This window comes from Enterobacter sp. Ag1 (genome assembly GCA_000277545.1).
In the GTDB taxonomy this organism is placed as follows: Bacteria; Pseudomonadota; Gammaproteobacteria; order Enterobacterales; family Enterobacteriaceae; genus Cedecea.
Genome location: AKXM01000004.1, coordinates 162,673 through 184,968, shown reverse-complemented (window position 1 = coordinate 184,968; position 22,296 = coordinate 162,673). Strand labels below are relative to the sequence as shown.

At 56.7% G+C, this 22,296-nt stretch carries 23 protein-coding genes; 7 read left to right on the top strand and 16 right to left on the bottom strand.

The genetic code is table 11. The annotated features are described in order from the left end of the window. Window positions 1-9: 9 nt before the first annotated feature. Genes ruvC through aspS form a run of 4 tightly spaced genes read right to left on the bottom strand, consistent with a single transcriptional unit; the run spans window position 10 to window position 3,551 of the window. Window positions 10-531: a crossover junction endodeoxyribonuclease RuvC gene (ruvC, locus tag A936_RS01615; protein ID WP_008453933.1), complete on the bottom strand. Its 522-nt coding sequence runs from the start codon at window positions 529-531 to the stop codon at window positions 10-12. 40 nt (window positions 532-571) lie between these two features. Then, window positions 572-1,312 (bottom strand): YebC/PmpR family DNA-binding transcriptional regulator, encoded by a 741-nt coding sequence (locus A936_RS01610; protein WP_008453931.1) that lies wholly within the window; start codon window positions 1,310-1,312, stop codon window positions 572-574. 23 nt (window positions 1,313-1,335) lie between these two features. Further along, entirely contained in the window at window positions 1,336-1,779 is a 444-nt protein-coding gene (gene nudB / locus A936_RS01605; protein ID WP_008453929.1) for a dihydroneopterin triphosphate diphosphatase, read from the bottom strand. Continuing rightward, window positions 1,779-3,551: an aspartate--tRNA ligase gene (gene aspS / locus A936_RS01600; protein ID WP_008453927.1), complete on the bottom strand. Its 1,773-nt coding sequence runs from the start codon at window positions 3,549-3,551 to the stop codon at window positions 1,779-1,781. Before aspS ends, nudB begins: the two co-directional genes overlap by 1 nt. A gap of 268 nt (window positions 3,552-3,819) precedes the next feature. Between aspS and A936_RS01595 the strand changes: the two genes are divergently transcribed. From A936_RS01595 to cmoB, 5 genes are all read left to right on the top strand, one after another. Continuing rightward, window positions 3,820-4,386, top strand: a complete 567-nt coding sequence (locus tag A936_RS01595; protein WP_008453925.1) for a hydrolase — start codon at window positions 3,820-3,822, stop codon at window positions 4,384-4,386. Next, the gene (locus A936_RS01590) at window positions 4,383-5,201 is read left to right on the top strand and encodes a DUF72 domain-containing protein (RefSeq protein ID WP_008453922.1); all 819 of its coding nucleotides are present in this window, start codon (window positions 4,383-4,385) and stop codon (window positions 5,199-5,201) included. Before A936_RS01595 ends, A936_RS01590 begins: the two co-directional genes overlap by 4 nt. A 70-nt stretch (window positions 5,202-5,271) precedes the next feature. Beyond that, window positions 5,272-5,667: an MAPEG family protein gene (locus tag A936_RS01585; protein ID WP_008453920.1), complete on the top strand. Its 396-nt coding sequence runs from the start codon at window positions 5,272-5,274 to the stop codon at window positions 5,665-5,667. A gap of 39 nt (window positions 5,668-5,706) precedes the next feature. Then, window positions 5,707-6,450, top strand: a complete 744-nt coding sequence (gene cmoA, locus A936_RS01580) for a carboxy-S-adenosyl-L-methionine synthase CmoA (RefSeq protein WP_008453918.1) — start codon at window positions 5,707-5,709, stop codon at window positions 6,448-6,450. Further along, window positions 6,447-7,418, top strand: a complete 972-nt coding sequence (gene cmoB / locus A936_RS01575; RefSeq protein WP_008453916.1) for a tRNA 5-methoxyuridine(34)/uridine 5-oxyacetic acid(34) synthase CmoB — start codon at window positions 6,447-6,449, stop codon at window positions 7,416-7,418. The genes cmoA and cmoB overlap by 4 nt, the downstream gene beginning before the upstream one ends. 54 nt (window positions 7,419-7,472) lie before the next feature. Here cmoB and A936_RS01570 read toward each other — a convergent pair whose 3' ends face one another. Then, window positions 7,473-7,751, bottom strand: coding sequence for a YdgH/BhsA/McbA family protein (locus A936_RS01570; protein WP_008453915.1), 279 nt, complete (start codon window positions 7,749-7,751; stop codon window positions 7,473-7,475). A gap of 223 nt (window positions 7,752-7,974) precedes the next feature. Beyond that, window positions 7,975-8,724: a copper homeostasis protein CutC gene (gene cutC, locus A936_RS01565; RefSeq protein WP_008453913.1), complete on the bottom strand. Its 750-nt coding sequence runs from the start codon at window positions 8,722-8,724 to the stop codon at window positions 7,975-7,977. 91 nt (window positions 8,725-8,815) lie between these two features. On the opposite strand from cutC, the gene A936_RS01560 reads away from it, so the two are divergent. Beyond that, window positions 8,816-9,955 (top strand): MalY/PatB family protein, encoded by a 1,140-nt coding sequence (locus tag A936_RS01560; protein ID WP_008453911.1) that lies wholly within the window; start codon window positions 8,816-8,818, stop codon window positions 9,953-9,955. Here A936_RS01560 and A936_RS01555 read toward each other — a convergent pair whose 3' ends face one another. Beyond that, window positions 9,956-10,522: a VOC family protein gene (locus tag A936_RS01555; protein ID WP_008453908.1), complete on the bottom strand. Its 567-nt coding sequence runs from the start codon at window positions 10,520-10,522 to the stop codon at window positions 9,956-9,958. Window positions 10,523-10,766: 244 nt separating this feature from the next. On the opposite strand from A936_RS01555, the gene argS reads away from it, so the two are divergent. Next, window positions 10,767-12,500, top strand: a complete 1,734-nt coding sequence (gene argS / locus A936_RS01550; protein ID WP_008453907.1) for an arginine--tRNA ligase — start codon at window positions 10,767-10,769, stop codon at window positions 12,498-12,500. 59 nt (window positions 12,501-12,559) lie between these two features. On the opposite strand, the gene bglB is transcribed toward argS, so the two are convergent. The 9 genes from bglB to cheR form a co-directional block, all read right to left on the bottom strand. Continuing rightward, window positions 12,560-13,699, bottom strand: a complete 1,140-nt coding sequence (gene bglB / locus A936_RS01545; protein ID WP_008453906.1) for a beta-galactosidase BglB — start codon at window positions 13,697-13,699, stop codon at window positions 12,560-12,562. A gap of 4 nt (window positions 13,700-13,703) precedes the next feature. Beyond that, window positions 13,704-15,287 carry an MFS transporter gene (locus A936_RS01540; RefSeq protein ID WP_008453905.1) on the bottom strand — a complete coding sequence of 528 codons (1,584 nt, stop codon included), beginning with the start codon at window positions 15,285-15,287 and terminating at the stop codon, window positions 13,704-13,706. Window positions 15,288-15,536: 249 nt separating this feature from the next. After that, window positions 15,537-15,932 (bottom strand): flagellar protein FlhE, encoded by a 396-nt coding sequence (gene flhE, locus A936_RS01535; RefSeq protein WP_008453904.1) that lies wholly within the window; start codon window positions 15,930-15,932, stop codon window positions 15,537-15,539. A 3-nt stretch (window positions 15,933-15,935) separates the two neighbouring features. After that, on the bottom strand, window positions 15,936-18,014 hold the full coding sequence (gene flhA, locus A936_RS01530) for a flagellar biosynthesis protein FlhA (protein WP_008453903.1): 2,079 nt from the start codon (window positions 18,012-18,014) through the stop codon (window positions 15,936-15,938). After that, window positions 18,007-19,158, bottom strand: coding sequence for a flagellar biosynthesis protein FlhB (gene flhB, locus A936_RS01525; RefSeq protein WP_008453902.1), 1,152 nt, complete (start codon window positions 19,156-19,158; stop codon window positions 18,007-18,009). The genes flhA and flhB overlap by 8 nt, the downstream gene beginning before the upstream one ends. Window positions 19,159-19,301: 143 nt before the next feature. Then, window positions 19,302-19,952, bottom strand: a complete 651-nt coding sequence (gene cheZ, locus A936_RS01520; RefSeq protein ID WP_008453901.1) for a protein phosphatase CheZ — start codon at window positions 19,950-19,952, stop codon at window positions 19,302-19,304. A gap of 10 nt (window positions 19,953-19,962) precedes the next feature. Further along, window positions 19,963-20,352, bottom strand: coding sequence for a chemotaxis response regulator CheY (gene cheY, locus A936_RS01515; RefSeq protein WP_008453900.1), 390 nt, complete (start codon window positions 20,350-20,352; stop codon window positions 19,963-19,965). 19 nt (window positions 20,353-20,371) lie between these two features. Then, window positions 20,372-21,421, bottom strand: a complete 1,050-nt coding sequence (locus A936_RS01510) for a protein-glutamate methylesterase/protein-glutamine glutaminase (RefSeq protein ID WP_008453899.1) — start codon at window positions 21,419-21,421, stop codon at window positions 20,372-20,374. Continuing rightward, window positions 21,418-22,284 carry a protein-glutamate O-methyltransferase CheR gene (cheR, locus tag A936_RS01505; protein WP_008453898.1) on the bottom strand — a complete coding sequence of 289 codons (867 nt, stop codon included), beginning with the start codon at window positions 22,282-22,284 and terminating at the stop codon, window positions 21,418-21,420. The genes A936_RS01510 and cheR overlap by 4 nt, the downstream gene beginning before the upstream one ends. Window positions 22,285-22,296 lie beyond the last annotated feature (12 nt).

The following is a 22,296-nucleotide window of genomic DNA, read 5'->3' as shown; positions in this document are numbered from 1 at the left end:
CAGCCTTAATTATTTTAATCGCCCTCGCGCCAAATTAAGCCGCGATTCGCTCATCTGGACCGAGTTTTGCGTCACATGGCAATGCGTAATGGCGATAGCCAACGCATCCGCCGCATCAGCCTGCGGGTTGGCCGGGAGCTTCAGCAGCGTGCGCACCATGTGCTGCACCTGGCTTTTCTCCGCGCTGCCTATGCCCACCACGGTTTGCTTTACCTGACGTGCCGCGTACTCAAACACCGGTAGATCAGCATTCACCGCTGCGACAATGGCCGCGCCGCGCGCCTGCCCCAGCTTAAGCGCGGAATCCGCATTTTTCGCCATAAACACCTGCTCGATGGCAAAATACTCGGGCTGGAACTGGGTAATGATTTCGCTCACCCCCGCGTAGATAAGCTTCAGACGCGAGGGCAAGTCGGCAACCTGCGTTCGGATACAGCCGCTGCCCAGATAGGTCAACTGCCGCCCGGTCTGGCGGATAACGCCGTAACCGGTGACGCGCGATCCCGGGTCGATGCCGAGAATAATCGCCATCACGCGTCTCCTGAGTACAGGTCAGATATTGGCTGCGCCATTAAAGGGTAGCCGCCACCTCGTCGGAGATCTCACCGTTGTGGTAAACCTCCTGCACGTCATCACAATCTTCCAGCATGTCGATCAGACGCATCAGCTTAGGCGCGGTGTCCGCATCCATGTCTGCTTTGGTGGAAGGGATCATGGAAACTTCTGCGTTGTCCGCCTTCAGGCCCGCTGCTTCCAGCGCATCTTTCACCGCGCCCATCTCTTCCCATGCGGTGTAAACGTCGATAGCGCCGTCGTCGAAGGTCACGACGTCTTCAGCACCCGCTTCCAGCGCAGCTTCCATGATCTGATCTTCGTCACCTGCTTCGAAGGAGATAACCCCTTTCTTGGTGAACAAATAAGCAACGGAGCCGTCGGTGCCCAGATTCCCGCCGCATTTGTTGAACGCGTGACGCACTTCGGCAACGGTACGGTTACGGTTGTCGCTCAGGCATTCCACCATCACGGCAGAGCCGCCAGGGCCGTAACCTTCATAAATGATGGTTTCCATGTTCGCATCATCATCGCCGCCCACGCCGCGTGCAATCGCACGGTTCAGGGTGTCGCGCGTCATGTTGTTCGACAGCGCTTTATCGATAGCGGCGCGCAGACGCGGGTTAGACCCTGCATCACCGCCGCCCAGACGGGCAGCCGTTACCAGCTCGCGAATAATTTTGGTGAAAATCTTACCGCGCTTGGCATCCTGTGCCGCTTTGCGGTGTTTCGTGTTGGCCCACTTACTATGACCTGCCATAACAATCTCCAAAAGCGCCTCTATCAGGCGGCATCAATTACAAACTCTTCAATCGCCTGCCGGTTGCTCCATGACTTGGTCATCAGGGCCGCCTCTTCGGCGGGCACCCATTTCCAGGCCAGATGTTCGGTAATCGTAATCTGGCGTTCATGAGGCAGCGCAAGACAGAACCACGATTCCGTATTGCGCGTGATCCCCGGCGCATAGCGATGACGCAAATGAGTAAATATCTCAAACTCCACCCGGCGCTGGCAGTCAACTAACGGCAGCGGCTCATTGAGCACGTCGATAGCGACCTCTTCCTTTACTTCACGCCGGGCGGCATGCAGCGCGCTTTCCCCTTCTTCAAGGCTGCCGGTGACCGACTGCCAAAAATCAGGATCGTCGCGCCGCTGTAACATCAGCACCCGCTTCGTATCTTCTGCGTAAATGACCACCAGAACCGAAACGGGACGCTTATAAGGCATCAGTTTTTCTCTGCCTTTTTGATGACTTCAATCCCCAGCTCGGCAAGCGAAGCCGGGTTAGCGAAGCTTGGCGCTTCGGTCATCAGACAGGCGGCAGCCGTGGTTTTCGGGAAGGCGATAACGTCACGGATGTTGTCGGTGCCGGTCAGCAGCATGGTCAGGCGATCCAGACCAAACGCCAGGCCCGCATGAGGCGGCGTACCGTACTTCAGCGCGTCCAGCAGGAAGCCGAATTTCTCGCGCTGTTCCTGCTCGTTAATGCCCAGAATGCCGAACACGGTCTGCTGCATCTGGCCGTTGTGAATACGCACGGAGCCACCGCCCACTTCGTAGCCGTTGATAACCATATCGTAGGCGTTGGCAATCGCGGTTTCCGGCTGAGCAGCCAGTTGTTCCGGCGTCATGTCTTTTGGCGCGGTGAACGGGTGGTGCATCGCGGTCAGGCCGCCTTCGCCGTTGTCTTCAAACATTGGGAAGTCAACCACCCACAGCGGCGCCCATTTTTTCTCATCGGTTAACTGCAAATCTTTACCGATTTTCAGACGCAGTGCGCCCAGAGCGTCGGCAACCACTTTCTTGCTGTCCGCGCCGAAGAAGATCATGTCGCCGTCGGCTGCGCCGGTACGAGCCAGGATAGCTTCCACGATATCCGCGTTCAGGAACTTGGCGACCGGGCTGGTGATCCCTTCGATGCCTTTCGCACGTTCGTTAACCTTGATGTACGCCAGGCCGCGAGCGCCGTAAATTTCGATGAACTTGCCGTAGTCGTCAATCTGTTTACGGCTGATCTGTGCGCCACCCGGCACACGCAGTGCGGCAACGCGGCCTTTGGCGTCGTTTGCCGGGCCGGAGAAGACCTTAAACTCTACGTCTTTGACCAGGTCAGCCACATCCACCAGCTCCAGCGGATTACGCAGGTCCGGCTTGTCGGAGCCGTAGCGGCGCTCAGCTTCGGCGAAAGTCATCACCGGGAAGTCGCCCAGGTCAACGTTAATGGTGTTGATCCACAGTTTGCGCACCAGGTCTTCCATCACTTCACGCACCTGTGGCGCGGTCATGAAGGACGTTTCAACGTCGATCTGGGTAAATTCTGGCTGACGGTCGGCGCGCAGGTCTTCGTCGCGGAAACATTTCACGATCTGATAGTAGCGGTCAAAGCCGGACATCATCAGCAGCTGTTTGAACAGCTGAGGAGACTGCGGCAGCGCGTAGAATTTACCTTTATGGACGCGGGAAGGCACCAGATAGTCACGTGCACCTTCTGGCGTAGCTTTGGTCAGCATTGGGGTTTCAATATCGAGGAAACCGTGGTCGTCCATAAAGCGGCGCACGAAGCTGGTAATTTTTGCGCGAGTTTTCAGGCGCTGAGCCATTTCTGGACGACGGAGATCCAGGTAACGGTACTTCAGGCGCGCTTCTTCGGTATTAACGTGGTTGGAGTCCAGCGGCAGCACGTCAGAGCGGTTAATGATGGTCAGTTCGGTGGCAAACACTTCCACTTCGCCGGTCGCCATATCTTTATTAACGTTGCGCTCGTCGCGAGCACGCACGGTGCCAACAACCTGAATACAGAACTCATTACGCAGTTCAGAGGCGAGCTGGAACGCTTCCTGACGGTCCGGGTCGAAAAACACCTGCACGATGCCCTCACGATCGCGCATATCAATAAAGATAAGGCTACCGAGGTCACGGCGACGATTGACCCACCCACTAAGCGTTACTTGCTGTCCCACATGGGATTGATTGAGCTGCCCGCAATATACTGTACGCATGAGATATCCCTTAATCAGCTGCACGCAACCCGCCACCTGCGACGGCAGGCGCTTTGGTGGCAGCTATTTCGACTGTCACAACTGGATGAAAAAAGGGGGCTATTATACTGGAAATAATGGCTGGCGATAACCCCGAAACCGCCGACTGGCGCGAATCGCAGCGCCGGTATTGCAGATTCTCACAAAAATTAACAAAATTTGTAAACTCAGCAACCTGGCTTCCAGCGTAAGGTATTGACCCTTAACCCCAATGTTAACCGGAGTCACAATGACACAACTCAACGCATCTCGTACTGCCCTGGTGGTGATTGACCTGCAGGACGGCATTTTACCGTTTGCCGGTGGCCCCCACAGCGCCAGCGACGTCGTGGCTCGTGCCGCGCGCCTGGCCGAGAAATTCCGCGCCAGCGGTTCGCCGGTGGTGATGGTGCGCGTGGGCTGGTCAGCCGATTACGCAGAAGCCCTGAAACAACCTGTTGATGCCGCACCTCCGGGCCATGCCCTGCCTGAAAATTGGTGGAGCTACCCGGCCGCGCTCGGTAAAAAAGACAGTGACATTGAAGTCACCAAACGCCAGTGGGGAGCGTTTTACGGCACAGACCTCGAGCTACAGCTGCGCCGCCGCGGCATCGATACCCTCGTCCTTTGCGGTATTTCGACCAATATTGGCGTCGAGTCCACCGCACGTAACGCCTGGGAAATGGGGTTCTCGTTGGTTCTGGCTGAGGATGCCTGCAGCGCCGCCAGCGCCGAGCAGCATAATCACAGCCTGAAGTTCATCTTCCCGCGTATCTCCCGCATTCGCAGCACCGACGAGATAATTGCTTCGCTATGATTTATATCGGCCTTCCCCAGTGGCAGCACCCGAAATGGAACCGGCTGGGCATCACTTCGCTGGAGGATTATGCCCGCCACTTCAACTGTGTGGAAGGCAACACCACGCTGTACGCTCTGCCAAAAGCGGAAATCGTACAGCGCTGGCGGGAAATGACTAGCGACAGTTTTCGCTTCTGTTTTAAATTTCCCGCCACCATTTCCCATACCGCCGCCCTTCGCAACTGCGGCGACCTCACCGCCGAGTTTTTCGACCGCATGTCGCCGCTAGCGGGCAGAATAGGCCAATACTGGCTTCAATTGCCGGCCACTTTCGGGCCTGGCGACCTCCCGGCGCTGTGGAATTTTCTGGATGCATTGCCCGCGGAGTTCACCTATGGCGTTGAAGTCCGGCACCCGGCCTTTTTCGACAAAGGTGCGGATGAACAGGCATTGAATCGCGGCCTGCATGACAGGAAAGTGAATCGAGCCATTCTCGACAGCCGCCCGATTCACAGCGCCGTGCCGCACAACGAGGCGGTGCGGGAAGCCCAACGTAAAAAGCCCAAAGTTCCGGTGCATGCCATTGTCACGGCCAGCCATCCTCTGGTGCGATTTATCGGCAGCGACAACATGACGCAAAATGCCGAGCTGTTTGATGTCTGGTTAAAAAAGTTGCCTGAATGGACGGCAAAAACAACGCCATACCTTTTTCTCCACACCCCGGACATTGCCCAGGCGCCGGAGCTGGTTCATACCCTGTGGCCCGCGCTGCAGCACGTTTTTCCTGAATTAGGGGCTCCACCCGCCATCCCGCAACAGGCCACACTTTTCTGAGCGCTAGCGACAGCACTCCGCTTGCGAGCTATCATAGCGTGAGCCGTAACTGTTACGACATGGAGTTAATATGGTAAGCGCGCTGTATGCGGTGCTGGCTGCTCTGCTGTTAATTAAGTTTTCGTTCGACGTTGTTCGCCTGCGAATGCAGTACCGGGTTTCCTACGGCGACGGCGGCTTTAGTGAACTCCAAAGCGCCATCCGTATTCACGGTAATGCGGTGGAATATATTCCCATTTCCCTGCTGCTTTTACTGCTGATGGAGATGGACGGCGCCGAAACCTGGATGGTGCATATTTGCGGTATTATGCTGCTGGCCGGACGCCTGCTGCACTACTACGGATACCATCATCGCCTGATCCGCTGGCGCCGTTCCGGCATGAGTGCCACCTGGTGCGCGCTGATGCTAATGGTGCTGGCCAACTTATGGTATATGCCGTGGGAGTTGGTTTTCTCGCTCCATTAACGCAAAATACGCCCCTTTCGAATTTCCGGATTTAACGTTATGTCTGACCGCGATACGCTGTTTTCCGCCCCGATAGCCAAACTGGGCGACTGGACCTTTGATGAACGGGTAGCCGAAGTCTTCCCCGATATGATCCAGCGCTCGGTGCCAGGTTACTCCAATATCATCTCCATGATTGGCATGCTGGCGGAGCGCTTCGTGCAGCCCCACAGCCAGGTTTACGACCTTGGCTGCTCTTTGGGCGCGGCAACATTATCGGTACGACGCAACATTCATCACGATGGCTGCAAAATCATTGCCGTCGACAACTCCCCGGCCATGGTCGAACGCTGCCGCCGCCATCTTGACGCCTTTAAAGCGCAAACGCCCGTCGAAGTCATCGAAGGCGATATTCGCCATATCGCCATCGAAAATGCGTCGATGGTGGTGCTGAACTTCACGCTACAATTCCTCGAGCCCGACGACCGTCAACTGTTGCTGAATAAAATCTGGCAGGGCCTGAGGCCGGGCGGTGCACTGGTGCTTTCGGAGAAATTCAGCTTTGAAGATGCTGAAGTTGGCGAGCTGCTGTTTAACATGCACCACGACTTTAAGCGCGCCAACGGCTACAGCGAACTGGAAATCAGCCAGAAGCGCAGCATGCTGGAAAACGTGATGCTGACCGACTCGGTCGAAACCCATAAAAAACGCCTCAAACAGGCGGGCTTTGAGCACGCCGAACTGTGGTTCCAGTGCTTTAACTTTGGCTCTCTGGTAGCCGTCAAGTCCGGAGATGTCGCGTGATTGATTTCGGTAATTTTTATCAGCTGATTGCAAAAAACCACCTGGCCCCGTGGCTGGAAACCCTGCCCGCGCAAATTGCCAACTGGCAGCGTGAATCCCTGCACGGCCAGTTCAAGCACTGGTACAACACGGTGAACTATCTGCCGGAGATGACGCCTCATCGTCTGGACCTCCTGCACAGCGTCACCGCTGAGTCCGCCATGCCGCTGAGCGAAGGCCAGCAGCTTGGCATTGAAAAGCTGCTCCGCAACCTGATGCCCTGGCGCAAAGGGCCCTACTCGCTGTATGGCGTAGATATCGACACCGAATGGCGCTCAGATCTTAAATGGGATCGCGTCTTGCCGCACATTTCGCCGCTTGCCGGGCGGACCATTCTCGACGTGGGCTGCGGCAGCGGCTATCACCTGTGGCGCATGATTGGCGCAGGCGCGCAGCTGGCGGTTGGCATTGACCCGATGCAGCTGTTTATTTGCCAGTTTGAGGCGGTGCGCAAGCTGCTTGGGAACGATCAGCGCGCCCACGTTCTGCCGCTTGGTATTGAGCAACTTCCAGAGCTGAACGCCTTTGATACCGTGTTCTCGATGGGCGTGCTTTACCATCGCCGCTCGCCGCTGGATCACCTCTGGCAGCTGAAGAATCAGCTGGTCAAAGAAGGCGAACTGGTGCTGGAAACGCTGGTGGTGGAAGGCGATGAAAATACGGTATTAGTACCGGGCGAGCGCTATGCTCAGATGCGCAACGTTTACTACATCCCGTCCGCGCTGGCATTGAAAAACTGGCTGGAGAAATGCGGTTTTGTCGACGTAAAAATTGTCGACCACTGCGTCACCACGCAGGAAGAACAGCGCCGCACGTCGTGGATGATCACCGAATCGCTGGGCGATTTCCTCGACCCAAATGACAGTGGCAAAACCATTGAAGGTTACCCCGCCCCGCTTCGTGCCGTTCTGGTGGCCCGCAAGCCATAATCCACAAACAAAAAACCCGGCGCTGATTGCCGGGTTTTTTATCTTCGCCATCGCTTAGCGATAAACCTGTGCGGTGCCACTCCACAGGCTGGAGTCGCCCGGCGTGCCCAGGCCAGTAATGTTAATTTTGCTGCCGCCGATTTTCTCGGCCTTTACCTGCAGTCGGTTGATGGCATCATCGGTGCTGCCGGATACGCCACGAATGGACACGACGCCAATTTGCTCCTGTCCTGCCGGGCTGCTGTTAAGCACTTCGGGCAGCGGTGCGGCAAAAGCGGCAGATGCAAAGACGGATGACAGAGCCAGGATGACAGTTGCAGTTATTTTTTTCATTTTTAATTCCCTCTAACATAGATAGTTGTCGGAGAGGATTATTCACCCCAGGGTGTTTTGTAACGTAAGTGACTGGCAAACGAAGTTAAACAATGTGTACAAAAAGTGAAGGAAAGGTTACGCGACGCATCGCTGGTTACAAATAAAAAAAGCCCCAGCAATACGCCGGGGCCTGGTACGAGCAAGCATCATATTGGGCGACATGATGCGCGGTAGAAATCTTTCAGCGCGGCGGGTTTGCGTCCACCAGCGCGTTTTTCATGGCCGCTACTACGTCTGCATCCACGCAGTAGCGATTAAACTCATCGGCTTGTGCATCGGCGCTCATCGACACGCCAGCTTTGCGATAGCGCATTGGAGAAGGCACCGAGCGCCCTGCCGAGCTGTGAAGCTCCTCAATACCGTTGGCAACAAACTTATCGAGGTTGCTCAGACGCACGCCTGCGCCAGCCATAATAATTGGAGCACGAGAATACTGTTTTAGTTCCCGAAGAAGTGAGATTCCCGTTTCGGCCGTTTGCTGCTGCCCTGAAGTCAGGATCCTTGCTACCCCTAACGCCGCTAGTTGCTCAAACGCCTGCAGCGGATGCTGGCACATATCAAAAGCCCGGTGGAACGTCACGGCCATGCCCTCAGCGGCCTGCATGACCTGCTCCATTCGCGGTAAATCAATATTGCCGTCTACATCAAGCATCCCGATAACAAGCCCGGGGAAACCGAGTTCACGCACAAACGCAATATCTTCAAGCATGGTGGCAAATTCGCCGTCGGTGTAGCAAAAATCACCGCCGCGCGGGCGAATAATCGGGTGCACCGGGATCGATACCTTCTGCCTAACCTGGCGCAGCACGCCAGCGGACGGCGTCAGCCCACCTTCTTTAGGCGCCGAGCAGAGTTCAATTCTGTCCGCGCCGGCCTGTTCTGCAGTAACAGCACAATCTATTCCATAACAGCATATTTCAAGTAAAGCCATTGATTACTCCTGATAAAACCTGCAGTTCGCCGGTTGTGTCCCCGTCACTGAATGATAATCTTAAATGAGGTCCACAAAAAGGTAGCGTACTATGGCATTCAATTTTGATGAATGGATCGACAGGCGTCACAGCGACAGTTCGAAGTGGAATAAATTTGCTGAAAACGTGCTGCCTATGTGGGTTGCTGACATGGATTTTCGCTCCCCGCCCTGCATCCTTGAGGCACTTCAGGCACGCGTCCGACACGGCGTATTTGGCTACGGCAAACGCCCGCATGAACTGATAGATGTCCTGACCGAAAGACTCGCCAGCCGCTATCAGTGGCGCATCAAACCCGAATGGCTGGTCTTTTTGCCTGGCGTTGTTTCCGGCATGAATCTCTGCGTTCGAGCCTTTACCGCCGCCTCTGAATCGACGATAGCCCCGACGCCGATATACCCGCCGTTTCGTAAAGCATCCGAACTTGCCCGGCGTACGCAGATTAACGCACCGCTCAGGCTCACAGAAAAGCGCTGGACTCTTGAGCTTGAGGCATTAACGGCCGGCATGACCGGCAATGAAAAACTGCTGATGCTGTGTAACCCGCAGAACCCTGGCGGCACGGTTTACCGCCGTCGTGAACTAGAGCAGCATCTGGCCTTTGCGCAGCGGCACGAGTTAATTGTCTGTTCCGACGAAATCCACTGCGACTTATTGCTTGAGCCCGGCGTAACGCACATCCCCTTCGCGACTTTAAGTGAAGATGCAGCGCAGCGTTCAGTGACGCTACTATCCCCGTCCAAAACCTTTAATATTGCCGGGCTTGGCGCCTCGGTGGCCGTTATTCCCAACCCTGACCTGCGGCGCAAATTCAAAGCCTCGCGGGCGGGCATTGTGCCGGAAGTGGATATTCTTGCCCTGACGGCGGCGGAAGCTGCATGGCGAGACGGCGAGGCGTGGCTGCAGGCGCTGCTGGTTTATCTGCGCGCAAACCGGGATCGGCTGACGCAGGCCGTGAATGCCACGCCGGGTTTAACGATGATATCGCCGGAAGCCACTTATCTCGGCTGGGTTGATGCCAGCGGATTAGGCGTAGAGAATCCGGCGGCATTCTTTTTCAACGCCGGGCTGGGCTTTTCTCCCGGCATCGATTTTGGCGAGCAACAGTTTGTCCGCATCAACTTTGGCTGTACGGCCGCTGTCCTTGCCGAAGCCCTTAGCCGCCTGCAAACTGCGGTGCAGCAACGCTAATCAGTCACCCTGTTCGCTGGCGACGATCTGCTCAATGCTCCAGGGATGGAATTTGATGGTCACTTTACCGTCGGTGACCGCAAGCGTTGGGTTGGGCAATCTTTCGCGTTCGCCTTTCGGGGCGCTGGTTTTCACCGAAATTCCCGTTTCACGCAGCCCGGCGTCAGACAACAAGTCCAGCGCCCGCGCGTTAAGCATTTCTGGCTCGCCCGGCAGCACAATCTCAATGTGCTCCCAGCCTTCGTGCGGGTAACGTTTTTCCCCGGGCCAGGGCAACTCTACAACCGTAAACCGCCAGTGTTCGACGCACACCGGCTCGTCGAGCTTGAATAAGCAGATCGGGCGGCCATTGATAATATTTTCACTCAGCAACGTGCCGCATTTTTCCAGCCCTGTACGCCAGCGTTCGGCGGTCACGTTCTGGTGGCAGCGCAAAGAAATGTGATCGGCATCCAGGGGCGCAATCTCCAGCCCAAGTCGGGTGGCAAGTTCTGTTAACGCTTTTGTAAATCTCGGCAGATCTGCCGAAATATCATACAGTTCATCTACCGTCTGCCAGTGTGCCATGCCGCCATCCTCTTTTTTAGAAACCGCGTAATCTACCCTGTTCCTGGCAGGCCGCCAACTCCCCGCCAGGGCCAAATGCCGATGAATGGTTATTCATTGCGCCGTTAATAATAATTGCACCGCCCGCTAGCGAGGCTTTTGCTGACGTCGGAGCGTAAATAACGTTATACTCACGCCCTGTTTCTTTCCTCATTTTTAGGCGGCCCTTGACGTGGCTGCCCAGTACAAATTGTAAGGTATCCCGGTGAATATTCAGTCTCTTCTCTCAGAAAAAGTCAGCCAGGCGCTGATTGCTGCAGGTGCGCCAGCGGACTGCGAACCGCAGGTTCGTCAGTCAGCAAAAGTCCAGTTCGGCGACTATCAGGCCAATGGCGTGATGTCCGTTGCTAAAACGCTGGGCATGCCGCCGCGACAGGTTGCAGAGAAGGTCATCGCTAACCTCGATCTGACCGGGATCGCCAGCAAAGTTGAGATTGCCGGCCCTGGCTTTATCAACATTTTCCTCGACCCGGCATTTCTGGCGAAAAACATTGATGAGGCCGTGGCGTCCGATCGCGTTGGCGTGAGCGTGTCTGAACCGCAAACTATCGTCGTCGACTACTCTGCGCCAAACGTTGCCAAAGAAATGCACGTGGGCCACATTCGCTCCACCATCATCGGTGACGCGGCCGTGCGCACCCTGGAGTTCCTTGGCCACAAGGTCATCCGTGCCAACCACGTTGGCGACTGGGGCACTCAGTTCGGCATGCTCATCGCGTTCCTGGAAAAACAGCAGCAGGAAAACGCGGGCGAAATGGCGCTGGCCGACCTGGAAGAGTTTTACCGCGCGGCCAAAAAACACTATGACGAAGACGAAGTTTTTGCCGAGCGCGCCCGTGGTTACGTGGTAAAGCTGCAGGGCGGCGATGAATACTGCCGTGAGATGTGGCGTAAGCTGGTCGACATCACCATGACGCAGAACCAGAAAACCTACGAACGCCTCAACGTGACGCTGACTCGCGATGACGTGATGGGCGAAAGCCTCTACAACCCAATGCTGCCTGGCATTGTGGCGGATCTGAAAGAGAAAGGTCTGGCGGTAGAGAGCGAAGGCGCCACCGTGGTATTCCTGGACGAGTTCAAGAACAAAGACGGCGACCCGATGGGCGTGATCATCCAGAAGAAAGATGGCGGTTACCTCTACACTACCACCGACATCGCCTGTGCCAAATACCGCTACGAAACCCTGCACGCCGACCGCGTGCTCTACTTCATCGACTCTCGCCAGCACCAGCACCTGATGCAGGCGTGGACCATCGTGCGTAAAGCTGGCTACGTGCCGGAGTCCGTTACCCTGGAGCACCAGATGTTCGGCATGATGCTGGGCAAAGACGGCAAGCCGTTCAAAACCCGCTCCGGCGGCACCGTGAAGCTGACCGACCTGCTCGATGAGGCAATGGAACGCGCCCGCGGTCTGGTTGCGGCGAAGAACCCGGATATGCCTGCAGACGAACTGGAAAATCTGGCGAAAGCGGTAGGTATTGGTGCGGTGAAGTACGCCGACCTGTCCAAGAGCCGTACCACCGACTACATCTTCGACTGGGACAACATGCTCGCCTTCGAGGGGAACACCGCGCCGTACATGCAGTATGCCTACACCCGCGTCCTGTCCGTGTTCCGTAAGGCCGACCTCGACGAAGCCGAACTGCTGAAAGCGAAGGTTGTTATTACCGAAGACCGTGAAGCTCAGCTGGCCGCCCGCCTGCTGCAGTTTGAAGAGACCCTGAATGTGGTTGCCCGCGACGGTACGCCGCATGTGATGTGCGCCTATCTGTACGATGTTGCCGGCCTGTTCTCCGGCTTCTACGAGCACTGCCCGATTCTCAGCGCCGCCGATGAAGCGACCCGCAACAGCCGCCTGAAGCTGGCGTTGCTCACCGCGAAAACGCTGAAGCTGGGTCTGGATACGCTGGGTATCAACACCGTAGAACGTATGTAATTCTTCAGCTATACAAACAAAAACCCGGCCACCGTGCCGGGTTTTCTTTTTTAAGCGACTCAGTAATAGCCGCGCAGATATTCCGTCATACACAGAATGGCCATCGCCTGGCCGTACGGCATAGAAGTCAGCGGTATCTGGCGGTAAAACTCAAGATTACTGCCCATGCCGGTGCCAAACGACGTTTGCAGCAGCTCCCCTTCCGGCGAGATATTAGCCACAATACCGCGCATCGCCTTTTCTCCGACTGCCGCATAGTCTGCGCTGATGTAGCGCTTTCGCGCCGCCTTGAGAATGCCGTAGGCAAAACCGGCCGTCGCCGAGGCTTCCAGGTAAGAATCGGGGTCATCAAGTAAGGTATGCCAGAGGCCCGTTTCATGCTGGCATTTCGCCAGCGCCTCTATCTGCCGGTTCAGCACCTGCAGCAGATAACGGCGTACCGCGCTGGTTTCAGGCAAACCAAGCAGCTCAAGGAAGTCCGGGATAACAATAGTCAACCAGCTGTTACCCCGTGCCCAACGTGCGTGAGCGAAGTTGTGGCAGCCGTCGTAGCTCCAGCCGTGAAACCACAGCCCGCTCTCCCTGTCCATCAGGTTCTGAACGTGCAGTAAAAACTGATAGGTCGCCTCCTCCACATACGCTTTGCGCCCAAGCAGCTTGCCGATTTTCGCCAGCGGAAGCACCGTCATCATCAGCGTGTCATCCCACATCTGCCGATGGTTCTCCTCCGCCAGGGTGATGTGCTGCATCCCGCCAAAATCCGTGCGCGGCATCTCATGCATTGCCCATTCGGCCCAGCTTTCAAGCCAGGGCAGATCCGCTGGATTCAGACTTTCTTCATAGCGATACGCCAGCGTCAGAAACGGTGCCATTGTGTTGACGTTTTTGGTGGTCGCCCCTTCGGCAAAGCGCGCGGTAAACCAGTCGTCGATGATATCCCGCATCGAGGTATCTCCCGTCTGGCGGTAATACTGCCAGATCCCGTACAGTCCGATCCCGTGCGTCCATTCCCAGCCGGCCCAGCCCTTGGTATCGATCGTCCTGCCATCATCCAGCCGCAGCAAAAACTCACCGCTTGCATCCTGAATATTGACCAGATTATCGGTCACCTTCTCTATCAGCGCTTTCAGTTCGTCCCTGGCAATAAAACGCTCAGGCTGACGTAACAACGGGCTGTGCTTAACGGGCCAAACCTTCATGATATTAACCTCCATGGTATGTTGAATTCGGTGATGCATCGGTCTGAAGCGTTGACGCAGGCGGCTTATTGCGGTTGAGGTAGCCAATGTTGTTATTGCCCCAAAGGGCTTCGAACGGCATCCCGGCCAGCATTTCTACCGTCGCTCGAGCTTCCGGAGAGCTGGCCTGTGGAATTGCGCTGCCAGACTCACGCATTTTGGCCGTCTCTTCACGCAGCGTACTGTGGGTTTGTAGATTGAGCCTGAAGCGCAGGGAGACAAGGAACCCACAGGCCAGCACCAGCAGCGTGCCCACGCTCAGGATGATCAGAATGGTGTGGCTAACCTCCTCAGGCTGCGTTTTTTGCCCGCTGACAAAGCCAGACATTTGCATCACGATGCCCACCAGCATCACCGCACCTGCCTGCGAAGCTTTACGCGTCAGGGTCATGATCCCGGCAAAAATCCCCTCCCGGCGCTGGCCGGTTATCACCTCATCCACATCGGCAATGTAGGTGTAGGTATTCCAGGGAACATAGTTGATGCCTCCTCGCCCCAGTCCGGCGACGGCTGAAACCAACAGCAGCAGTGCATACACATCGCTAAGCCCCGCATAGTAAAGCAGCGCGTAGGCAAGAGAGCTGATGCCAAACAGCACCACAACCATGCGGTAAGACGGTGCGGGCCCAAAGCGGATGCACAGCGGGATCATCGCGATAACCGCGATAAACTGAAAAATCGCCATGGTGCCGAGTAGATTCGAGGCAAAAGAGACCTCCTGCATCAGTACGAAAACGACGTAGTAAGTGAAGACCGCATTAAAGACATCCTGCGCAATATAGCCGCCAAGATACATGCCCAGATGCTGGCGAAAAATCTTTATCCGCAGCGTAGATCCCAGCTCAACAAACAGGCGGTTGAGGCTTTGCCCGAGGCTTAGCTGCTGCTTCTCCGCTTCCGCCCGAAGCGCGGCTTCCGTCCACGCCTCGCGTGGGCGCTCCCAGGTAAAACACCAGACAAACGTCAGCATCAGCGCGCACAGTACGGAAAACACCAGGCTTGCATAGAAGAAGGAGATGGCGCTGTCTTTGCCAAACTGGGTCAACAGTATGCCCGGCAGGAAAGAGGCAAGTATCGCCGACATTTGTGCCATAGAAATCCGCGCGCCCGAAAACTTGGTTTTCTGTTTAAAGTCATCGGTCATTTCCGGCACCAGCGTTTCATACGGCACCAGAATCATGGTGTAGACGACATCAAAGATCAGATAAGTGACCAGGTAGTACCAGAAATCCATGTTGCCTACCCACATCAACGAATAGCTGAATACGCAGGGAATGCCGAGCAGGATAAAGAACTTCCTTCGTCCGAATCGCTTGCCGAGCCGGGTGGAACCGAAGTTATCGGTAAGAAAGCCCATCAATGGGCTGACCAGCGCATCCAGTACCCTGGCCGCAGCAAAAATAAAGGTGGCCTCAATGGGAGAGAGCCCGCAAAACGTGGTGTAAAAATAGAGCAACCAGGCCGCCGTAAGCGCCGTGGTCCCTGCCCCTAAAAAGTCGCCTGAGCCATAGGCCAGGTAATTCGTGAATCCAATCTTCCGTGTTCTCATCGCCGTCAGCCCTTATGGTTTTTCGGAGACTCCCTGATGACTGCTCCTCGCTCCGGGAGTAAATACACGGTTAAAGGTAAAAGCATCGCGCCAGTGATACCTCTGCGTTTCTGCCAACGGCAAACGGAAAATGGCAAAAATACAAAGGGACCCCGGGCATGAGTCACTGATTGATAAAACAAAAGGGTTTAACGCGGAAAACGAGAGGTCGGCCAGCGGATGAAGCCCGCGGGCCGGTAAGAGAGAGACTTACTGCACGTAATTAACGATGACCTGATTACTGCGTACCCGCAGCGGCGGGTACATAGAACCGCCGCCCGGTACTTCCCAGACAAAGCGCAACGGCTGATTTGCATCGGTGTTGATCAGCCCGCGCGTGGTGCCGTTTGCACCCTCAAGCGGGGTGCAATTCGTCGGCGAACAAAGTTTGACGGTCAGCCCCGCAGGCGTCGGGCCATCCAGCACGTAGGTCCAGGCTATCAGCGTCATTCTGCCGCTGACGGGCTGCATCGGTTTCAACGGCCGGGACGAGGCCGTTACGCCCCGGTTACTGAGAGTCACGCCAATCCCGCTGTCCTGCCAGGAGCCCTCACCTAACGCCAGGGCACCAAACGGCACCAGCAGCATCAAAAGTAACGCTTTCATTCTTTATTTCGCTCCGATAGTTGCCGTCATGCGGATATTGCGGTTGTCGGACAGCTCCAGGCTCGAGAGCACAACCAGCTGCGGCAGCGTTCTGCGTAAGAAGCGCGCCAGCAGCGGACGCAGGGCATGGTTCACCAACAGCACCGGTGGTGCACCCAGCATTTCCTGGCGCTGCAATGCATCCTGAGTCTGTTCCAGCAGGCGATCCGCCAGCCCCGGTTCAAGGCCGCCCCCGCCCTGCAACGCCTGCAGCAGCAGACGCTCAAGAGACGCATCCAGGCCGATAACCTGTACTTCACCGGTGCCAGGGAACCATTGCTGGGTGATAGCCCTGCCCAGCGCCACGCGAACCACGGCGGTGAGCTCATGCGGATCGCTCTGAATAGGCGCATGCTCCGCCAGCGTTTCCAGAATGGTTCGCATATCGCGGATCGGCACTTTCTCTTCAAGCAGGTTTTGCAGCACTTTATGCAGCGTGGTCAGCGTCACCACCGCCGGGATAAGATCTTCCGTCAGCTTAGGCATTTCCTGCGTCACGCGGTCAAGCAGCTGCTGCGCTTCCTGGCGGCCAAACAGCTCTGGCGCAAACTGTCCGATAAGGTGGTTCAGGTGCGTTGCCACCACGGTACTCGCTTCAACCACGGTGAAGCCCTGAATTTGCGCCTGCTCTTTCAGCGCGCTCTCAATCCAGATGGCGGCCAGGCCAAAGGCCGGATCAATGGTCGCCTCGCCCGGTAACGTCCCTGCGGCGGTGCCGGGGTTAATCGCCAGCCAGCGGCCTGGGTAGGCATCCCCGCTGCCAATTTCTACGCCCTTCATCAAAATACGGTAGCGCGCGGGCGGCAGATCCATATTGTCGCGAATATGCACCACCGGCGGCAGGAACCCCATCTCCTGGGCGAATTTTTTACGAATACTGCGAATACGGCCCAGCAGCTCGCCGTCCTGCTGGAAATCCACCATCGGAATCAGGCGATAACCCACTTCCATGCCCAGCGGATCTTCCAGCTGCACGTCATTCCAGGTCGCTTCCACGGCCTGATTATTTTCCGGCATCTTCACCGGCTGAGGTGCTTCCGGCTCGGCCATCTGGCGGCCACGCATCCACCAGGCCAGGCCCAGCAGTGCGGCGGTAAACAGCAGGAACACAAAGTTCGGCATACCCGGCACCATCCCGAGCAGCCCCAGCACGCCAGCGGCCAACAGCATTACGCGCGGGTTGTTGAACAGCTGGGTCACCATCTGTTCACCGACATCCTGATCGGTCGCCACGCGGGTAACAATCACGCCCGCAGCGGTGGAAATCACCAGCGCCGGGATCTGGGCGACCAGGCCGTCACCGATGGTCAACAGCGTATAGCTCTGTGCCGCCGCTCCCATCGCCATATCGTGCTGGATAACCCCAACCATCAGGCCGCCCACCACGTTAATCACCATGATGATAAGCCCGGCCACGGCGTCGCCGCGCACGAACTTACTCGCCCCGTCCATTGAACCGTAAAAGTCAGCTTCCTGGGTCACTTCAGAACGGCGTTTTTTCGCTTCCTCTTCACCAATGATCCCGGCGTTCAGATCGGCATCGATAGCCATCTGTTTCCCCGGCATCCCGTCCAGCACAAAACGTGCCCCGACTTCGGCGATACGTCCCGCACCCTTGGTGATAACCATAAAGTTGATGATAACGAGGATGATAAACACCACGATACCGATGGCGAAGTTGCCGCCCACCAGGAAGTGTCCAAAGGCTTCAACCACTTTACCCGCCGCCGCCGCACCGGTATGCCCTTCGAGCAGGATGATACGGGTAGAAGCCACGTTTAGCGCGAGGCGCAGCAAAGTGGTAAACAGCAGAATGGTCGGAAACGCCGCGAAGTCCAGCGTGCGCTGGGTGAACATCGCCACCAGCAGCACCATGATCGACAGCGCGATGTTAAAGGTAAACAGCAGGTCGAGGACAAACGGCGGCAGCGGCAGCACCATCATCGACAGAATCAGCAGGATCAGTACCGGTCCCGCAAGAATTTGCCATTGCCCAGATTTCATGTTGCCCGGCAGGCGCAACATCGCAGCCAGATTAGCCATCGGAGTCCTTCTCGTTTGCAAAGTCCAGCGCCTCAGGCACCGGCAGATTTTCAGGTTTCTTCGGAATTAAGCCGCCCGCCACGCGCCAGCGGCGCAGCTGCCAGACCCAGGCCAGCACTTCCGCCACGGCAGAATAAAGCTGGCCGGGGATCTGCTGCCCAATTTCCGCATGTCGGTACAGCGCACGCGCCAGCGGGGGGGCTTCCAGCATCGGGATGCGGTTTTCATTGCCAATTTCTTTAATGCGCTGAGCGATCAGCCCGGCACCTTTCGCCAGGACTTTAGGCGCGCTCATTTTGTTTTCGTCGTACTGCAGAGCCACCGCATAGTGGGTCGGGTTGGTCACGATAACGTCAGCTTTTGGCACATCGGCCATCATGCGGCGGCGCGCAATCGCTCTTTGCTGCTGGCGAATACGCCCTTTAATGTGCGGGTCGCCCTCATTCTGTTTGTACTCGTCACGAATATCCTGGCGAGTCATGCGTAACTTTTTAATGTGGCTGTAAATCTGGAAGAAGACGTCAAATCCCACCATCGGGATAAGGCCCAGAATCACCAGCAGGGCGCAAAGCGCCACCATGTTGAGCGCGCTGGCAAGGGCAGTAACCGGGGACTCACTCATCAGGCGCATCATCGCCGGCCAGTTGTGCCACAAATACCAGGCAGCCACGCAGCCCACCAGCACCGCTTTCAGCAGCGCCTTGAGTAACTCCGCTGCCGTCTGCATAGAAAACATCCGCTTAATGCCGGCAATCGGGTTGAGCTTGCCGAGATTAAACTTGATCGACTTGGCGCTAAAGTTCACGCCCCCCAGCAGCATCGGCGCGGCTATCGCGACAATAACCAGGCCGGAGATCAGCGGCAGCAGCGCCATCACGGCAAGCTTAATCAAATGGCTGATCTGATTCACAATCAGGCTGGGGTCGTTGATGATTTTGTGGTCGAAGTGCAGGCCATCAGACAGCATGGCACCGAGCATCTTGCCCAGCGACGCCCCGCCCATCCAGATAATGCACAGCCCTACCAATAACATCAGCAGGGAAGTCAGTTCACGGGAACGCGGGATCTGCCCCTCTTCACGCGCCTTTTCAAGTCGGTGGGCCGTGGGGGCTTCTGTTTTTTCCTGATCGCTATCTTCAGACACCGCAACAATCTCGTGGCCGCATTTTCAAGGACAGCATGCCAGAGCACGGTTGGGCTAATAGAGGAATTACAAACGTTTTTGTACGTTTATTTTGACGTTAACGGGCGGCCTCCCCCACGCACGCGAGAGCGGCCGCCGCTATTTTAAAAGCCTAAGCTGTCCAGCAAATCATCAACCTGATCCTGACTTGCCACCACGCCGGCGGCGGAAGCATCAAGCTGCGGGCCGTTCAACAAGCCTTCGTTCACGCGCTTGGCGCGAGCGTCCGGCTCCGGCATGTTTTCCAGCAGCACCATCAACAGCTGGCGCTCGATCTCCTGGATAACGTCCATCATGCGCTTGATAACCTGGCCGGTAAGGTCCTGGAAATCCTGCGCCATCATGATTTCCAGCAGTTGGGCGTTGGTGAAGCTGGTGTGTTCCGGAACGCCTGACAGGTAGCTGCGGGTGTCAGTCACCAGTTCGCGCGCATCTTTCAGCTCGATCGGATTTTCAAACCATGCATCCCAGCGGCCGCTCAGCGCTTTCGCTTCGCTTTCCAGCTGGTTCTGGTGAGGCTGAGACAGCTCCACGCAGTTCAGGGCGCGCTCGGCGGCCTGCGCGGTCATCTGCACGACATAGTCCAGGCGATCGCGGGCATCAGGAATAGCTTCAGCCGCTTCAGCAATGGCCTGGTCGAGCCCCAGCTCACGCAGGCTGTCGCGCAGCATGCGGGTCAGGCTGCCGATACGTGCAATGATATCGGTTGGTGAATGCTCGTGTATCTCTGTTGCCGGGTTTGTTGATGAGTGCATTTGCGCCTCCTTACATGCCGAGCTTTTCGAAAATTTTGCCCAGTTTCTCTTCCAGTGTTGCCGCAGTGAATGGCTTAACGACGTAGCCGCTTGCCCCGGCCTGTGCGGCTGCAATAATGTTTTCTTTTTTGGCTTCTGCCGTAACCATCAGCACCGGCATCGCTGACATCGCGCCGTCGGCACGAATGGTTTTCAGCAGCTCCAGACCGTCCATGTTCGGCATGTTCCAGTCGGAAATCACAAAGCCGAAACCACCGGCCTGCAGTTTGTTCAGCGCGTCTACGCCGTCTTCCGCTTCTTCAACGTTATTAAAACCCAGCTCTTTAAGCAGGTTACGCACGATGCGGCGCATGGTTGAAAAGTCGTCTACGACCAGAAACTTGAGTTCTTTGTCCGCCATAAAATCCGGGCTCCTTCAGTTAAATACGTATTGCCTGTCCGGCACTAATTTTCGCCAGCATCTGCTGGCTAACCTGGCTTAAATCGACCACTTCGCTGACGCCACCGGAATTGATGGCCTCACGCGGCATGCCGAACACCACACAACTTGCTTCGTTTTGGGCGATGGTCCACGCCCCTGCCTGGTGCATCGCCAGCATCCCGGCGGCACCGTCATTACCCATCCCGGTGAGGATCACGCCCACGGCGTTACGCCCCGCGTGTTTCGCCACCGAATGGAACAGCACATCCACGGCCGGGCGATGCCGGTTCACGGGTGGGCCGTCATGTAATTTGATTTGATAGTTTGCGCCGCTGCGCGCCAGCTCCATGTGCTTATCACCCGGGGCGATATAGGCATGGCCCGGCAGTACGCGCTCGCCGTCTTCGGCCTCTTTAACGCTGATCTGGCACAGCTTGTTCAGCCGCTCGGCGAACGAACGGGTGAAACCCGGCGGCATATGCTGGGTAATCAACAGCGCCGGGCTGGAAAGCGGCAGCGGCTGCAGCACATGGCGAATCGCTTCGGTGCCGCCGGTTGAAGCCCCAATGGCAATCAACTTTTCCGAGCTAAGCAGCGGCCCGGCCTTCAGCGTCGCAGGCACGGTGGCTGGCGCATGTGCGGCAATCTTAGCCCTGGCGGCGGTTCTCACCTTTTCAGCAATCATTTCGCTGTAGGCCAGCATCCCTTCGCGAATGCCCAACTGCGGCTTGGTCACGAAGTCGATAGCCCCCAGCTCCAGCGCGCGCAGCGTCACTTCCGACCCTTTGCCGGTCAGCGAAGACACCATCACCACCGGCATGGGCCGCAGGCGCATCAGCTTCTCCAGGAAGTCGAGGCCGTCCATTCGCGGCATTTCGACATCCAGCGTTAACACATCCGGATTGAACTTTTTAATCAGATCGCGCGCCACCAGCGGGTCCGGGGCGGTAGCAACCATTTCCATATCGCTATGACTGTTGATAATTTCCGTCATTATCTGCCGCATCAGCGCAGAGTCATCGACCGATAAGACACGTATTTTCGTCATGTTCTTTCCTTACTCAGGCCATAGACCGTCTGACCACGCAGCCAGAAGTCACGGCTGAGGTTACTGAAGTTCTCCGAATGCCCGGCAAACAGCAGCCCGCCGGGTTTCAGCAGCGGAACAAAGCGCTGCAAAATCGCCTGCTGTGTAGGTTTATCAAAATAAATCATCACATTGCGGCAAAAAATGGCGTCAAATGGCCCCGGTACCGGTGCCTGCTTGTCCAGCAGGTTGATCGGCGCAAAATCAATATGATTCGACAGTTCACTGCGCACCCGGACCAGCCCCTCATGCGGCCCCGTGCCGCGCATGAAATAGCGCTGCATCTGTACCGGCGAAAGCGTTTTCAGCTCTTCCTGGCGATAAACGCCGCTCTGGGCTTTCTCCAGCACCTGGGTGTCGATATCGCTGGCAAAAACCTTCCAGCGTCCCGCGCCGCCCCCCAGCACATCCGCCAGGGTAATGGCGATGGAATAGGGCTCTTCGCCGGTCGAAGCCGCCGCGCTCCAGACTTTATAGTCCCCGCTGCGTTTGCGGGCGTGCTCCGCAAGGATAGGGAAATGGTGTCCTTCGCGAAAAAAAGCGGTCAGGTTAGTGGTCAGCGAGTTGATAAACGCCTGCCATTCGGCGCTGCTGGAGTTGGCTTCCAGCATGCCTAAGTAGCGGCCAAAATCATCCAGACCCAGCAGACGCAGGCGGCGAACCAGACGGTTATAAACCATGTCCCGTTTATGGTCGGCCAGCACGATACCCGCGCGCTGATAGATCAACTGGCATATCCGACGAAAATGCGCGTCGGACAGCGGCAGACGCTGTGTCATCTGTAGCATTAATGACTGTTGCCCGGTGGGCGTCGATGATGTCATAGCGCCTTCTTT